The following is a 16,246-nucleotide window of genomic DNA, read 5'->3' as shown; positions in this document are numbered from 1 at the left end:
ACTTTAAGCAACATAATAAACTGAACGAATGTTAAGTTTGTTTGTTGGCACTGTGCATTAGCACTTTAAGCAACGGGATTTATCCGTTGGCGACGTGCGTTAGCACTTTGAAAACTGCATATATATTTAGTGATATGACATCTAATTTGTAATATATAAAGCTGATAACTTTTAAAAATTATCAAGTTGATAGACTTTAATCTATCAAACCTTTTTAACTGGTCAAGTTATTAAGGGTGCAGGGCGGATGCCTTGGCACTAGGAGCCGATGAAGGACGTGATAAGCTGCGATAAGCTTCGGGGAGTTGCACGTAAACTTTGATCCGAAGATTTCCGAATGAGGAAACTCACTTAGAGTAATGTCTAAGTATCATTAAGTGAATACATAGCTTAATGAGGGGAACTCAGGGAACTGAAACATCTAAGTACCTGAAGGAAGAGAAAGAAATTCGATTCCGTAAGTAGCGGCGAGCGAACGCGGAAGAGCCCAAACCATTAAAGTTTTCTTTATTGGGGTTGCGGACATATCATAACGAAGAGGTATCGTAATTGAAGAGGTTTGGAAAGACCCACCACAGAAGGTAATAGTCCTGTATGTTAAACGAGAAGACTTTAGATATGATCCAGAGTACCACGGGACACGTGAAACCCTGTGGGAAGCAGGAGGGACCACCCTCCAAGGCTAAATACTACCTAGTGACCGATAGCGTATAGTACCGTGAGGGAAAGGTGAAAAGAACCCCGGGAGGGGAGTGAAATAGAACCTGAAACCCTGCACTTACAAGCTGTGGAAGCACATTTCTTGTGTGACCGCGTACTTTTTGTAGAACGGGCCAACGAGTTACGTTAAGTAGCAAGGTTAAGCACTTAAGGTGTGGAGCCGTAGCGAAAGCGAGTTTTAACTGAGCGTTCAGTTACTTGACGTAGACCCGAAACCGGGCGACCTACCCATGAGCAGGATGAAGCGAAAGTAAAATTTCGTGGAGGTCCGAACCCACGAGCGTTGAAAAGCTCGGGGATGACTTGTGGGTAGCGGTGAAATTCCAATCGAGCCCGGAGATAGCTGGTTCTCCCCGAAATAGCTTTAGGGCTAGCCTCAAGGTGAGAGATACGGAGGTAGAGCACTGAATGTCCTAGGGGGTATTGCACCTACCGAAGACTATCAAACTCCGAATGCCGTCATCTTATACTTGGGAGTCAGACTGTGGGTGATAAGATTCATAGTCGAAAGGGCAACAGCCCAGATCGTCAGCTAAGGTCCCTAAATGTAAGTTAAGTGGTAAAGGATGTGGGATTGCACAGACAACCAGGATGTTGGCTTAGAAGCAGCCACTCATTCAAAGAGTGCGTAATAGCTCACTGGTCGAGTGATCCTGCGCCGAAGATTTCCGGGGCTAAAACTTACTACCGAAGCTACGGCATCATTATGATGGGTAGGGGAGCTTCCCATACGGGTTGAAGCATGACCGTAAGGACATGTGGACAGTATGGGAGTGAGAATGTTGGCATGAGTAGCGAGATGTGGGTGAGAATCCCACAGGCCGTAAACCCAAGGTTTCCAGGGGAAGGTTCGTCCGCCCTGGGTTAGTCGGGACCTAAGCTGAGGCCGAAAGGCGTAGGTGATGGACAACAGGTTGATATTCCTGTACTACCGATAACCGTTTGAGAGATGGGATGACACAGTAGGATAAGCTAAGCACACTGTTGGTTATGTGTGCCCAAGCATTGAGGCAGTCAGAGTAGGTAAATCCGCTTTGATAATGCTGGGATGTGATGGGGAGCGAAATTTAGTAGCGAAGTAGCTGATTTCACACTGTCAAGAAAAGTCTCTATCGAGGTTAAAGGTACCCGTACCGCAAACCGACACAGGTGGGTGAGGAGAGTATCCTAAGGCCCGCGAGAGAACTGTTGTTAAGGAACTCGGCAAAATGACCCCGTAACTTAGGGATAAGGGGTGCCACCATCCGGTGGCCGCAGAGAATAGGCCCAAGCGACTGTTTACCAAAAACATAGGTTTCTGCTAAGTCGCAAGACGATGTATAGGAGCTGACGCCTGCCCGGTGCTGGAAGGTTAAGGGGATCTGTTAGAGCAATCGAAGCAGTGAACTTAAGCCCCAGTAAACGGCGGCCGTAACTATAACGGTCCTAAGGTAGCGAAATTCCTTGTCGGGTAAGTTCCGACCCGCACGAAAGGCGTAACGATTTGGGCACTGTCTCAACAACAGACTCGGTGAAATTGTAATTCCGGTGAAGATGCCGGATACCTGCGACAGGACGGAAAGACCCCATGGAGCTTTACTGTAGCTTGACATTGGGTCTTGGTACTACATGTACAGGATAGGTGGGAGGCTTTGAAACCAGGACGCCAGTTTTGGCGGAGCCATCCTTGGGATACCACCCTTGTAGTACTGGGACTCTAACCATAGGCCATGAATCTGGTCTTGGGACACTGTCAGGTGGGCAGTTTGACTGGGGCGGTCGCCTCCCAAAAGGTAACGGAGGCGCTCAAAGGTTCTCTCAGTACGGTCGGAAATCGTACGTAGAGTGTAAAGGCAAAAGAGAGCTTGATTGCAAGACATACAGGTCGAGCAAGGATGAAAATCGGACTTAGTGATCCGGTGGTTCTGCGTGGAAGGGCCATCGCTCAACGGATAAAAGCTACCCTGGGGATAACAGGCTTATCTCCCCCAAGAGTCCACATCGACGGGGAGGTTTGGCACCTCGATGTCGGCTCATCACATCCTGGGGCTGTAGTAGGTCCCAAGGGTTGGGCTGTTCGCCCATTAAAGTGGTACGCGAGCTGGGTTCAGAACGTCGTGAGACAGTTCGGTCCCTATCCGTCGCAGGCGTAGGAAATTTGAGAAGACCTGTCCTTAGTACGAGAGGACCGGGATGGACGTACCTCTGGTGTACCAGTTGTTCTGCCAAGGGCATGGCTGGGTAGCTATGTACGGAATGGATAAGCGCTGAAAGCATCTAAGCGCGAAGCCAACTTCAAGATAAGATTTCCCACCGCAAGGGTAAGACCCCAGAAAGACTATCTGGTTGATAGGTCGAAGGTGTAAGTGCAGCAATGTATTTAGCTTATCGATACTAATAGGTCGAGGACTTGACCAAATTATTTGATGTTCATTCAGTAAAATATATGTGTAGTTTTTAGAGTGTTAATTTAAAAAAATAAGTTTGCTGGTGTGGCTCAACGGTAGAGCAGCTGACTTGTAATCAGCAGGTTGTAGGTTCGATTCCTATCACCAGCTCCAGTAAAGACTATGTTTTTGGCATAGTCTTTTTTTATTGTCTAATATATATTATTTTATAGTACATATTTTTAGTAATTTATGAGTTATTTACATAGAAAATAACACAGTCTAAAATACTTATTTTAGACTGTGTCTAGAAGTTTTGAAATATCTCTAATTTGAAACTAATTTACCATGAATCACCATTCTAGCATCGTCAAATTCGTAAGTACAAGTAGAAAGTGTGACTATTTTATCATTAACATTTACTTTAATAGGTGATTTATGCAATGATTTAGAAGTAATATCTTTTATGTAATTTTGGTAATCTGATTCACTGTTAAAACTTGTTTTTAAATAGTCATAATCTGATTCTACAATGTAAGCAGAAAAGACATCATATAAAAATTCTTTTCCATTAATGATAATTTTTATTTGATTATTTTCTTTAAAAAATGTTTCATCTTTAAAATTATTTAGATTGTTAAACATAGTTTTATTTTTCATATTATGTCCATATATTATGACATTTTGGTCCTCAAGAGATTTATTTCTATAATCCATAAATAATGTACCTGAAATAGAATCTTTTTTATAAAAATCTTTATCTAGATAATAAGAATTATCTTTAGATTGTACAACTGGATAATTTATATTTGTATTCTTAACAGAAAGCCAAAACTTAAAATCACTGTTTATTTTTGATAAATCCTCTTTTTTATCTTCTTTTTTTTGAAGTTCAGAGGATATTTTAGTGTCATGATTATATTTGGTAAGTTTTGAGTATATATTAAATCCGCTGTAAATTATTACTAATATTAGTATGATGTTAATTATTATTTTATATGATTTTTTCAATATTTCACCTCAAGTCAAAATAGTTTATATACTTATATTACACTATTTTTGAAGAAATTTAAATTTTTAGTATAATATGTCTTTGACATATTGAAAAATTTATGTTAACATAACTAAGTAAAATGAATATTAAGTAAGCCAGATAATCGCATGTAGTCTTACATGAGGAAAGTCGGAGCTCCATAGAGCAGGGTGCTAGGTAACGCCTAGTGGGAGCGATCCTAAGGATAGTGCAACAGAAATAAACCGCCACTTTTATGTGGTAAGGATGGAAAGGCGAGGTAAGAGCTCACCAGCAGCTAGGAGACTAGTTGGCTATGTAAACCCCACCTGGAGCAAGACCAAGATAGGAATGAAGAGTGCTGCTCGTACTCTCCGGTAGGTAGGTCGCTTGAGCTTATTGGTGACAATAAGCCTAGAAAGATGATTATCTAATACAGAACTCCGCTTATAGACTTGCTTAATTCTTTTGATAGTCAAAACATCAGTTTAAACTGATGTTTTTTTATTTGTAAATTTGTCTAATCTACTTTTAAAATTTTGAGGAATATTGTAATATAAGTTAGTACAGATATTAAAAATGGTATAATATAAGATAGATGTAAAAAGAAAAAGTAAAATGATGTAAATAATATGATATGATATAAGATGTAGCAAATTTAATAGATAATTATTTAAATATCATAATCAAATTAGCGATTTTGTACAATGTGAATATTACAATAAAATAATTGATTTAAGGAGTGAAGGTTTTGAGTGAAAATAATATAATAAGAAACACTGTTTTAAATGTCACAGCAAGTTTTTTAAAACAAGAGTCTAAGATAAATGAAAAATTAGATGGTGTTTTGGAAAAGAAATTTGAAAAAGTAGAATTTAATGAAGCAAAATATGCTGAACTTTTAAAATTTAATATATTGTTTTATAAGACATTAGCAAGAAATACAGAACCACTTATTGGAAAATGGATAGTAGATAAGTACATACCTGAGATAGATGAATTAGAAAAAGATTTAGAATTAACTACAGCTAAATGTAGAAAGTATGTAAATAAGGCGATGAAAGAAGGTTTAGACTCTCTAAAAGCCAATGATTTAAATAGTTTTTTAGCATATGATAAAATGGAACTATCAGAGAGAAGAAGACGTTTAGAAAAGGATTATAAGGTTTTAAACTTATATAAAGACCTTCTTAACATATCACTTAGGAAGATAAGTTTAGAAAAGAAAGAATGTGGAAGTTTATTTCTTAAAAATCAAGCTGATGCCAAAAGAGAATTAAAAAGAGAGATTATATTCTGTGTAAATAAGATATTAGCTAGTAATAAAGATGTAGTATCTAAGAATGAGCAAGAAAATAGTGGACAAGATAGAGTGGAAATAAAAGCAACAGAAATTGAAGATTTACAATTAGGTAAAGATAATTCAGAAAATGATACATTATTAAATGAAGTTAAAAAATCAAGTGTAGAACAGGAATCAAATACAAATGATATAAACTTAAAGTTTATGGATAAGTTAAATAGTTTAAATAATGAGAGTATATCTCAAACTATAAACAATGAATATAAGAAGTTGTGTGGTTTAGAAGAGCTTCATTCTGTTGAAGGATATGGCTTTGGTAAAGATACTATTAAAGATTTTGCTTGTGCAACAATTGCGTTAGAATTTTTAAAGAGAAGAAATAGAGACCTTATAGAAGGTGCAATGAGATTAACTATAATTGGAGAATTTGGTGCTGAGAATTTTAAGCAATTTGTAGACTATGTAATTAAAAATAAAACAGAAATTAGTGACGATGTATGGAATGAAGCCCATAATCTAATAAAAGACAGCTACAATGAATTAGAAAATCATGAGATTGCATCAAAAAGGACTAGAAAAAATAAAGATATCGACATTGAAGAATATATTTATATGATAAAAAATGCAGATAAAGATATTTGTTTTAGAAGTAGTATTTCTATAGAAGATGATGTTAAAGATGAGACTAAAGAAGAAGTAGATAATCGTGATGAAAATATAATTGATGTTGTAGAAGAAAAAGAAAATGCAGATAAAGAAGATAATATTGATAAAGAAGATAATATTGATAAAGAAGATATAACTGAATCAGCAAATAAAAAGAGCAAAAAGAAATCTAAATTATTTGGATTCATGAAAAAAGAAAATAAAGAAGAAAAAATTGAACAAGAAGTTGAGCAGGAAGAAAATAATTTAGATAACATTTCTTCTGATGTAATTTTAGATAAACCTATTGAAAATAATCAAGAAGAGTCAAAAGAAATGAAGCAAGAAGAATCAGAAGAAGTAAAACAAGAACTAGAAGAAGAACGTAGTGTAAAAATAGAAAAACCGATAGATAATGACTTAGATGAAAAAGTATCTTTAAATAGTGAATCTAAACTTGAAAAAGAAAGTAAAGACTCAGAAGAGAAAATAGTAAAAGAAGAAAAATTAGAAAATGAAAAGTCAGAGAGTGAAAAGTCAGTAATAATACCTATTAATAAGAAAGAAAGAGGTAATAAAAAATCAAAACATTCCTCTAATAATAAATCTAAAGATAATAAGGTAGAAATTAAAAATCATGAATCAAATAAAGATGATTTTGTAGATGAAGAAGAAGTAGGTTCTAAGAAGAGTAGAGTAAAAGAAACTATTATAGCAGTAGTTATAGTAGCGATTGTTGGTGTGGGTTACTTTATAACAGTAGGTAATAACAAGAAAAATGAGAAAGCTGTTACTCCAAAAACATCAACTCAGCAACAGGCTAACAACAAACTAACAGAGGAAGAGAAAAAAGCAAAAGCTGAGCAAGAGAAAAAGGAAGCAGAAGAGAAGGCAAAAGCTGAAAAAGAAGCAGAAGAGAAGGCAAAAGCTGAAAAGAAAGCAGCAGAAATGGAAGCATATAAAGATGGTAAAGGTGTGTATTATACTGTTTATGCTGGTTCACTTAAAGTTGAGAAAACAGCAAAAGAAACAGCAAAAGAATATGAAGCTAAAGGTATCTCTTCAACAATAATTCAAGAAAATGGATATTATAAAATAAAAATAGGTGATTATTCTCAATATGGAGAAGCACAAGAAAAATGTAATGAGTTAGCTAAGAAATCTATTGATACATATATAGCGATGTATGATAAGTATTATGATTATAAATTAGAAGATTTGAAAGAATCAGCTCCTTCATTGAGTGCTGAAGAACTTAGACAAAAATATGAAGATTTAAGAAGTGAGTTAAGAAATAAATCTGGATATCGTGAATATGTTAAACATTTAGATAAACTTTATGAAGAAATAGTTGAAGGTGCTTAGGATATTATAAAAAATAAGGAGAAATTATGTCTCAAAATAAAGAGTATTAAAGGATATTATTTATTTTGAGGCATTTTGTTCACCTTTAGAGAATACTTATAATTTTGTTTAGGTGGTGAAGGTATGTTGAAATTAGGAGAAAAAATCATATATGAGCTTTCAGATGGCTTTGAGCTTAATGGTATCAGTAGATACTCAAAAGAATATAAAAAACTTCATATAACAAATTTAGGTAATATAATAATTAGCAAAGCAGATGAAGTTAATGATGATACAGGAGTAAAATACATATATAGTTTTTCAGATAATAAAGAAAAATTAGAAGCAGTTTTAGAAGGTTCTAACATAATTGTTTATGGAAATAACTTACCTTTTTATATAAAAAGTGAAAATTCAAGTAAGAATGTTACAGCAAATCTGACTATGAAAATAACTGTGGATGAATACGATTTAATTTGTAAGAGTCAAAGAGAATTTATATTTTATCTAAAGGATAATATGACTATATTAAGTTTAGATGACAATAAGTTTTATATGGGTGGAATAAATAAGGATAATGAGAAGTTCATATTTATTAGTGGCAAAAATAGATTTGAAATAAACTTTGATGATATAGAAAGATATATTTTAGAAGATAAAAGGGTATCTTTAAAAGGCTATTTTCATATGGAAAGAGAAGGGCTTATAGTAAGGTCTGTATCTATATTCAATAACAATATAGAGAATATAGTTCCATCTGATTTAAATGAAAAGGTTAGAGATAATAAAAAAATAGGAAACCTACCTAAAGATTGTGATATAGTATTTTGTAAGATATCAGGAAATATAGATGGATTTGATTACAAAAACACAAATATGCTTTTAGTAAAATATCAAGAACAATTAATTTTTATAAATAAGAAGTCTAAAAAGACTATTGTAAAGTCAGCAAGAGATAACTGTTCAAAGTTGAATTTTGGAGAAGATATTATATTATACGACAATAAGAATGTCTTCAACTTACACATAAATGATAAAAATAAAGAACTCATGGAAATAGATGATTTAAATGATATAGAAAATGAAATAGTAGGATATACATTAAAACATGCTCCATTTTTTATTCAAGAAGATTTCGATAGTTTGACTATTCTAAAGTCTTTTCAAAAAGAAATTATATCTATAAAAAATAGTGATGTAAAAGATATTGTAATTAATAAAGAGCTTGAAAGTGAAAATTCTAATTTTGTAGAAACAGAAATAAAATTTAATAATCAAAAACTAACTTTGAATCTAAGTAAAAATATGGTTCAAAAACTTATGCAAGATGTATTTATATACGCAAAACAACCTCTACTTAAAGATACATCCATTGAAGTGTTATATAAAAACTGGTCTAAAGCTATGAATGATATGATAATATTTAATTTCTTTGGAAATATTTATTATATGAAGTATGAGTTTGATAAAGTTCTCAAAAAAGAATTAAATGATGAAATAAGAATAGATGTTATAAATGAACTTTATAAGCAAGTACAAGAACAAAGAAACAATTTAGACTTATTATCAGCTTATATGCCAAGGATTTTAGAAAATCAAGAAATAGAGTTATTTGAACAATATAATGTTAAGCTTGATATGCAGGTATTTAAGCAGATTAAAAATTTATTATTTGATTTATCATACAACATCAGTAGTTATTTAGATGAAGTTGAGAAAAGCTTAGACAACATTATATTTGTAATATCAGGAGAGGATAAGAAGAAATATAATTATAGAATGCTAAAGGAAAGTGAAAGTGCAAGTATTGATGTATTTTTAAAACAAGCTATATCTAGATTAAATCATTTGGTGGAAAATATGTATCCTTATTATGTGGATGAAACTAGTAGGGAAATGTTTAAGTTATTTGAAGTTTTATGGAAAAGCTACAAAAATATCAATGATGATAGTATAAAAGAAATATTATTCGAAAGAATAACAAATACATATGTATTTAGACAATTGACATTAAATAATGGAACAAATGAAAGAAGAAAAGACATAATTAAAAAAATATATAATTCTGTTGATTATGGAGCAAATAAACTAGATGAAAATATGTTTTTCACAGGAGGAATAAAGTATGTCAAGTAAATACAATGTTTGGAATTTTAACTATGAGTTTTTAGGATTAAACTCAGGAGATGAAAAAAATAATGAAGTTTATTATGAGATTGATTTAGACGAAATTTTAAATGAAAATTATATAGGTGAAGATATAGATGGAGATTTAGATACTGATGGAAATAGTATTTTAGGAGAATTGATATCTGAAATGGATATAGATGAAGATGTAAGTGTTGATATGACATATCAAGAACTAGAAGTTGATTTAGAAGATTTAGATTCTTATTTGGATGATGATATAGATAGTGATATTAAAGGTATCTTAGATGAAATTTAGTGCCTATATAAGTTTTTGATAAAAATATAAACAATAATATATTAACTCATAAAATTAAAGGTAGATGAAATTTCATCTACCTTATATGGTCTTAAGATATTAATTATTGGGATAATATAGAATTTGAAGAAAAAGTATAAATATGGTATATTAATTTGGTACAAGAGAAAATTTACAAAGAAGGGTGAAAAAATGAAGATGACAGTTAAAAAAGCGATAATACCAGCAGCAGGTTTAGGGACTAGGTTTTTACCAGCAACAAAATCACAGCCCAAAGAAATGCTTCCTATAGTAGATAAGCCAACTTTACAGTATATAATAGAAGAAGCTATAGAATCAGGGATTGAAGAAATTCTTATAATAACAGGTAGAAATAAAAAATCTATAGAAGACCATTTTGATAAATCAGTTGAATTAGAATTAGAATTAGAACAAAAAGGTAAGACTGAGATGTTAGAAATGGTAAGAGATATATCAAATATGGTAAATATTCATTATATAAGACAAAAAGAGCCAAAAGGTCTTGGGCATGCAATTCACTGTGCAAAAAGCTTTATAGGTGATGAACCATTTGCTGTATTATTAGGTGATGATATAGTAGACTCAAAAGTTCCTTGCCTAAAACAATTAATAGATACTTATAATGAGTATAAAACAACTGTTCTAGGTGTACAAAAGATATCTAAAGAAGATACTAATAAATATGGTATATTAGATGTGAAACATATAGAAGAGAGAGTATACAAAGTTAAGGATATGGTTGAAAAACCTGCAATTGAAGAAGCACCATCAGATATAGCTATACTTGGAAGATATATAATAACGCCTGCAATCTTTGATATATTAGAGAAGCAAGCACCTGGTAAGGGTGGAGAAATACAACTGACAGATGCGCTTCAGACTCTAGGGAAGCAAGAGGCTATTTACGCATATAACTTTGAAGGAAAAAGATATGATGTAGGAGATAAGATTGGTTTTTTAGAGGCGACAATAGACTTTGCATTAAAAAGAGAAAATCTAAAAGATGATTTAATGGATTATATGAGAAAAAAAGTAAGTGAAAAATAAATATTAGAAAAGAGGTAATTACTATGGCAGTTTTAGTAGCTGGGGGAGCAGGGTATATAGGAAGCCACACAGCAATAGAACTTTTAGAATCAGGTTATGAAGTTGTTATAGTTGATAACTTAAGCAATAGCAATTCAATAGTCGTTGATAGAATTAAAGAGTTATCTGGAAAACCAATAAAATTTTATAATATTGATATCAGAAATAAAAATGAAATGCATGTTGTATTTAAAGAAAATAATATTGAGTCAATTATACATTTTGCAGCTTTAAAGGCTGTTGGTGAATCAGTAGAAAAACCAATTGAATATTATAGCAATAATCTAATAAGTACTTTAAATTTATTTGAATTAATGAGAGAATATGATGTTAAAAAATTTGTATTTAGTTCTTCAGCCACTGTATATGGAGACCCACATACTTGTCCTATATTAGAGGATTTCCCACTTTCTGTAACTAATCCATATGGAAGAACTAAGCTTATGATAGAGCAGATGTTAGTAGATATATCGAAGGCAGACGATTCATTAGATATAGCACTTCTAAGATACTTTAATCCAGTAGGTGCTCATAAGAGTGGTAGAATAGGTGAAGAGCCAAATGGAGTTCCAAGTAATTTAATGCCTTATATAACAAAAATAGCAGTAGGTAAATTAAAAGAATTAAGTGTGTATGGGAATGATTATCCAACACATGATGGGACAGGGGTTAGAGATTATATACATGTATTAGACTTAGCTGCTGGTCATGTAAAAGCATTACAAAAATTAGAAGAAAATCCAGGTCTTGTTGTTTATAATTTAGGAACTGGGAAGGGCTATAGTGTTCTCGATTTAGTCAAAGCATTTTCTAAAGCAAGTGGAAAAGAAATACCATACAAGATTGTAGGAAGAAGAGCTGGAGATGTAGCTATGTGTTATGCAGATTCTTCTAAGGCAGAAAAAGAGCTTGGATGGAAAGCTAAATATGAACTTGAAGAAATGTGTCAAGATTCGTGGAGATGGCAAAGTATGAATCCAAATGGATATGAGGAATAGAATAGTATTAAATGTATAAATGTAACAAATTTGTAAATATAAGGGATTGGTAATTTTATGTTATAATTAGACACATGTAGTAATGTTTCTAAAAGAGGGGGAAGTTATAGTGAAAAAAAGTCTAAAAAAGTATTTAGTACTAGCACTGACTTTAGTTTTAGTATTTGCATGTGGTGTACCAGAATCAAGTGCAGCTAGTAAGCATGTAATTATAGTAAACTCAAGAAAAAATACTCTAGGATACTTTGTAAATAGTAAACTTGTAAAAGAGTTTAAAATTGCAACAGGGAAAAAAGGTTCAGAGACACCAACAGGGAAGACCAAAGTAGTTAATAAGATAAAAAATAGACCATATTATAAAGGTAATATACCTGGAGGAAGTCCAAGAAATCCATTAGGAGATAGATGGATGGGACTAGCGTTAAAAGGAACTTATGGAGATACATATGGAATACATGGAAATAATGATGAGAGTTCTATAGGAAAGCATATTTCTGGTGGATGTATAAGAATGCATAATAAAGAAGTTAGATGGTTATTTGACCAAGTTCCAGTGGGTTCAGATGTAATTATAGATTATAGTAATGATAGTTATATAAAAATAGCAGCAAAATATAAGATAAATTTAAACCAAACAGGATGGAAAACAGAGAATGGTAAGAAGTATTATGTAAAATCTGATGGAACATACCAAAAAAATAGTTGGTTAAAAATAAATGGAAAAATGTATTATTTTGATGCTTCAGGAGTAATGCAAACAGGATGGAAAACAATTAACAACAAAAAATATTACTTGGGAACTGATGGAGTAAGAGTATCTGGATGGAAAGTAATTGATGGAAAGACTTATTACTTTAATGCAGATGGGGTAATGCAAACAGGATGGCAAGAAAAAGATGGAAAGAAATACTATCTAGATGCTGATGGATTAGCAGTTATAGGATGGAAAGAAATAGATGGTAACAAATATTACTTTGACAAAACAGGAGTAATGCAGACAGGATGGCAACAAATAGAAGGAAAATCTTACTATTTAGATAAAGATGGTAAAATGCTAACTGGCACTCAACAAATAGAAGGAAAAGATTATACTTTCAATGAAGATGGAACTATAAATCCTACATGGGACACAGTTATAGGAGCAAATAGATTTGATACAGCTAAGAAGATAAGTTCAGTTGGAAATTGGAATGCTGAGAGTTCAGATACTGTTGTATTAGTAAATGGTAATGCAATAGCTGATGGTATAACAGCTACTCCTTTGGCAAGTAGTTATAACTCAACAATACTTCTTACTAATACAGATAAATTACCATCTGAGACTATTGAACAAATGAAGTTATTAGCACCTAAAACAGTAATATTGATAGGTGGAGAAAATGCAATAAGCTCTAAATTAGAACAAGAAATAAAAACTACTTTTAATACAGAAACAAAGAGAATAGCAGGTCAAGATAGATACCAGACTGCTACAAAAATAGCTACAGAACTTGGAAGTAGGGAAGAAATAAAAACAGCTTATATGGTTTCTGGAAGTGGAGAAGCAGACGCGCTATCTATAGCTTCTAAAGCTGGAGAAGAAAAGCAACCTATAATATTAGTTAAAAAAGATGGAATAACTGAAGAATCTTATGCATGGCTAACAGAAAGAAAATTAGAAAATGCATACTTTATAGGTGGACCAAGTGCAATTAATGATTCAACAATAGCAAAAATGAACGAGATAACTACTGAAGATGTTTCAGGAAATAGAATATATGGAAATAGCAGAGTAGATACTAATGCGAAAGTAATAGAGAAATTCTATGGAGATGTTGATTTACAGGCTATATTAGTTAGTAAATCAGATACTTTAGTTGATGCTTTATCAGCTGGACCATTAGCTGTAAAACTACATTCACCAATAGTTTTAATGGATAATTCAGGATTATCATCAGAACAACAAAGAGTATTTGCAAATAAAAAAGTTGAAACTCCTTATCAAATTGGAGGAGGAGTATCTTATATAGTAATGGATAAATTAATGGATATTATTGGAAAATAATAGAACTATACATTGAGAAATAACTATAATTGAGATGTGAAATCCAATCGCCAAAGGCGTTGATTGTTTTTACATCTCAATTTTTTAGTTTAAATTTAAATTTAAGTTATATAAAAATCTTGGAATATTTTTAAAACTCATATAAAATGGATATAGATGCTATCATCATATGTTAAGAGGGTGAGTGAGATTACAAAGAAAAAATATATAATGTTTATCGATGAAAGTGGAAGGGCAGATATAAATCATGAAGACCCATTTACATTAACAGGAGTAATTTTTGAATATAAATATGCAGTGAGTCAAGGAGATTATGTCTGTTCCTTAAGGAAGGAAATGGATGTATTTAAAGAACAGTGCTTTGGGACTAGTAATATAGGAATACATTTGACGGATATATCGAGAAAATCAAGAGCTTTTGAGAAGTTTGATGATTCACAGATTAAGTTTTTTTATGATGAGTTGCCCTTATTTCTATCTAGATTAGAGTGTATTATAATATCAGTAACAGTAGATAAAGCTAGATTAAAAAAATATTATGCGCCTTCAAAAGAACCTTATGTAGTGGCTTTTATACATGTACTTCAGAACTTTTATTCGTTTGTAAATAATGAAACTGTGGAATCTGCAAGAATAGTTATCGAATCAAGGGATGATGTATCAAATTTAAAAGTACAAAAGGCATTTTTCGATGTTTTTAATAATGGAACAATATATTTAGACATAGATGAAGAATTAAGAGATAAGGTTAAAGGGTTTATAATTGCTAAAAAGGAAGATGTAGATTATAGAGAAGGTTTGGAGATAGCAGATATTTTATGTAATCCTCTTAGTAGAGCAAGAAGAGGATTAATAGAAGCTAATCCAAAGTGTATGCAATATGGAGAAAAAAATAAAATATTTAAATCTATAAGAAATAAGATATATACTCCGACTAGTGTGAATGACATAAGAAATTGGGGATTCAAAGAGGTTCCTATTATAGAGCCTGTTGGACCATGGCTTGAAAAAATGAGATAAACAGTATTGACAAGTATTACAAAGTCTGTTATAATGTAAATAACTTAGTTATTCAGGAACTGGAACTCAGTTGCTGTTGTATAACGATAATTACTGAGACTCGGATGCCGACTGTCAGTTAGGAATCTATACTTTTAAAAGTATAGATTTTTTTATTTTATAAAAATAATAAAAGAGGATATTTGAAAATAACCCCTTTATCAATAAATTATAGCTGAGCGTTTTTAATGACAAAATTTTTAAAGTTTTTAATTGCAGGAGGTAAATATCTATCTTTTATAACCGCTAAATAGAAATTTCTTTCCCAACTTGGGTGAACAATCTGAATTACTTTCACTTTTGTAAAGCTGAGCATATTCATATTTGGGACTACTGCAATTCCAAAATTTTTTGCAACTAATCCAGCAATGACTTGGTCTTCTTCTACTTCATAGACTATGTTAGGTTGTTGATTTATTTTTTTAAACATATCATCAATTATATATCTAAGCCCACTTCTCTGATTAAATACTATTTGAGGATAAGGTATGGTTTCTTTTAAGTCTATAGTATCCTTTGCAGCTAATGGGTGGCTATATGGTACAATTAATACTAAATCTTGTTTAGCAACAGGTATAAATTCAATTCCCTTTTCTTTTTCAAGTTTAGAACAAAATGCAATATCATATTTTCTTTCTTTAAGACCTTGAATAATGTCTGTAGTTACACCAGTATGGAATTTAAAATCTATTGATTTATCAGGATTAGATTTTAAAAACTTATGTACTATATCAGGGATAAAGTCAGTACCAAGTGTTCTAAGGAAGGCTAAGTCGATTTGCCCTTCACCAGTGCCAGTTATTTTTAATGATTTTACACTTGAATCTAAAATTTCTAATGATTTTTCCACATCTTTTAAAAATATTTTTCCATATTTAGTAAGGACTATATTTCTACCTTCCTTTTCAAATAGAGCCACTCCAAGTTCACTTTCTAGCAAAGATATAGCATGACTTAAGCTTGGTTGTGTTATAGATAAATTTTCTGCTGCTTTTGTATAATGTTCTAAATGTGCCAGTGTAACAAAATAGCGTAGGTGGTATAAATTCAATTTTTGTTCATCCTTTCCTGAGTATTTTTATTTATATATTTGGAGAAGTTGACCTTTAAGATATTTTCACATTTTTATTATATATGATTATGTAGTAAGAATAAAAGCTTTTAAAGAAATTTATCGTTTTTTGTCTGAAATATATGATAAA

At 31.9% G+C, this 16,246-nt stretch carries 9 protein-coding genes, 1 tRNA gene, 1 rRNA gene and 1 other RNA gene; 10 read left to right on the top strand and 2 right to left on the bottom strand.

What is annotated here, in order from left to right; translation table 11 throughout:
* The first annotated feature begins 220 nt into the window (after positions 1 to 220).
* Together ACTG46_RS14940 and ACTG46_RS14935 are read left to right on the top strand one after the other, a co-directional pair.
* Positions 221 to 3,117: ribosomal RNA gene (locus ACTG46_RS14940) — 23S ribosomal RNA — on the top strand.
* Between the two features lie 68 nt (positions 3,118 to 3,185).
* Positions 3,186 to 3,260, top strand: a tRNA-Thr gene (locus ACTG46_RS14935).
* A gap of 153 nt (positions 3,261 to 3,413) precedes the next feature.
* On the opposite strand, the gene srtB is transcribed toward ACTG46_RS14935, so the two are convergent.
* The gene (gene srtB / locus ACTG46_RS14930) at positions 3,414 to 4,097 is read right to left on the bottom strand and encodes a class B sortase (RefSeq protein WP_054271282.1); all 684 of its coding nucleotides are present in this window, start codon (positions 4,095 to 4,097) and stop codon (positions 3,414 to 3,416) included.
* Between the two features lie 130 nt (positions 4,098 to 4,227).
* Here srtB and rnpB point away from each other — a divergent pair.
* The 8 genes from rnpB (at position 4,228) to ACTG46_RS14890 (ending at position 15,005) form a co-directional block, all read left to right on the top strand.
* An RNA gene (gene rnpB, locus ACTG46_RS14925) (RNase P RNA component class A) lies at positions 4,228 to 4,564 on the top strand.
* A 276-nt stretch (positions 4,565 to 4,840) separates the two neighbouring features.
* On the top strand, positions 4,841 to 7,411 hold the full coding sequence (locus ACTG46_RS14920; RefSeq protein ID WP_479923079.1) for an SPOR domain-containing protein: 2,571 nt from the start codon (positions 4,841 to 4,843) through the stop codon (positions 7,409 to 7,411).
* Between the two features lie 123 nt (positions 7,412 to 7,534).
* Positions 7,535 to 9,526, top strand: coding sequence for a hypothetical protein (locus ACTG46_RS14915; protein WP_479923078.1), 1,992 nt, complete (start codon positions 7,535 to 7,537; stop codon positions 9,524 to 9,526).
* The gene (locus ACTG46_RS14910; protein WP_054271279.1) at positions 9,516 to 9,836 is read left to right on the top strand and encodes a hypothetical protein; all 321 of its coding nucleotides are present in this window, start codon (positions 9,516 to 9,518) and stop codon (positions 9,834 to 9,836) included. Before ACTG46_RS14915 ends, ACTG46_RS14910 begins: the two co-directional genes overlap by 11 nt.
* A gap of 192 nt (positions 9,837 to 10,028) precedes the next feature.
* The gene (gene galU, locus ACTG46_RS14905) at positions 10,029 to 10,904 is read left to right on the top strand and encodes a UTP--glucose-1-phosphate uridylyltransferase GalU (protein WP_479923077.1); all 876 of its coding nucleotides are present in this window, start codon (positions 10,029 to 10,031) and stop codon (positions 10,902 to 10,904) included.
* Positions 10,905 to 10,927: 23 nt separating this feature from the next.
* Positions 10,928 to 11,941 (top strand): UDP-glucose 4-epimerase GalE, encoded by a 1,014-nt coding sequence (gene galE / locus ACTG46_RS14900; RefSeq protein WP_054271277.1) that lies wholly within the window; start codon positions 10,928 to 10,930, stop codon positions 11,939 to 11,941.
* Between the two features lie 109 nt (positions 11,942 to 12,050).
* Positions 12,051 to 13,985, top strand: coding sequence for a cell wall-binding repeat-containing protein (locus ACTG46_RS14895; RefSeq protein ID WP_479923076.1), 1,935 nt, complete (start codon positions 12,051 to 12,053; stop codon positions 13,983 to 13,985).
* 156 nt (positions 13,986 to 14,141) lie between these two features.
* Entirely contained in the window at positions 14,142 to 15,005 is an 864-nt protein-coding gene (locus tag ACTG46_RS14890; protein ID WP_479923075.1) for a DUF3800 domain-containing protein, read from the top strand.
* A gap of 208 nt (positions 15,006 to 15,213) precedes the next feature.
* Here the strand turns inward: ACTG46_RS14890 and ACTG46_RS14885 are convergent, their stop codons facing one another.
* Positions 15,214 to 16,095, bottom strand: a complete 882-nt coding sequence (locus tag ACTG46_RS14885; RefSeq protein ID WP_021385590.1) for a LysR family transcriptional regulator — start codon at positions 16,093 to 16,095, stop codon at positions 15,214 to 15,216.
* Between the last annotated feature and the right edge of the window lie 151 nt (positions 16,096 to 16,246).

The sequence above is a fragment of the Clostridioides sp. LIBA-7678 genome, from assembly GCF_056716065.1.
The sequence above is the reverse complement of the archived record's forward strand: the minus strand, read 5'-3'. Positions and strand labels throughout refer to the sequence as shown.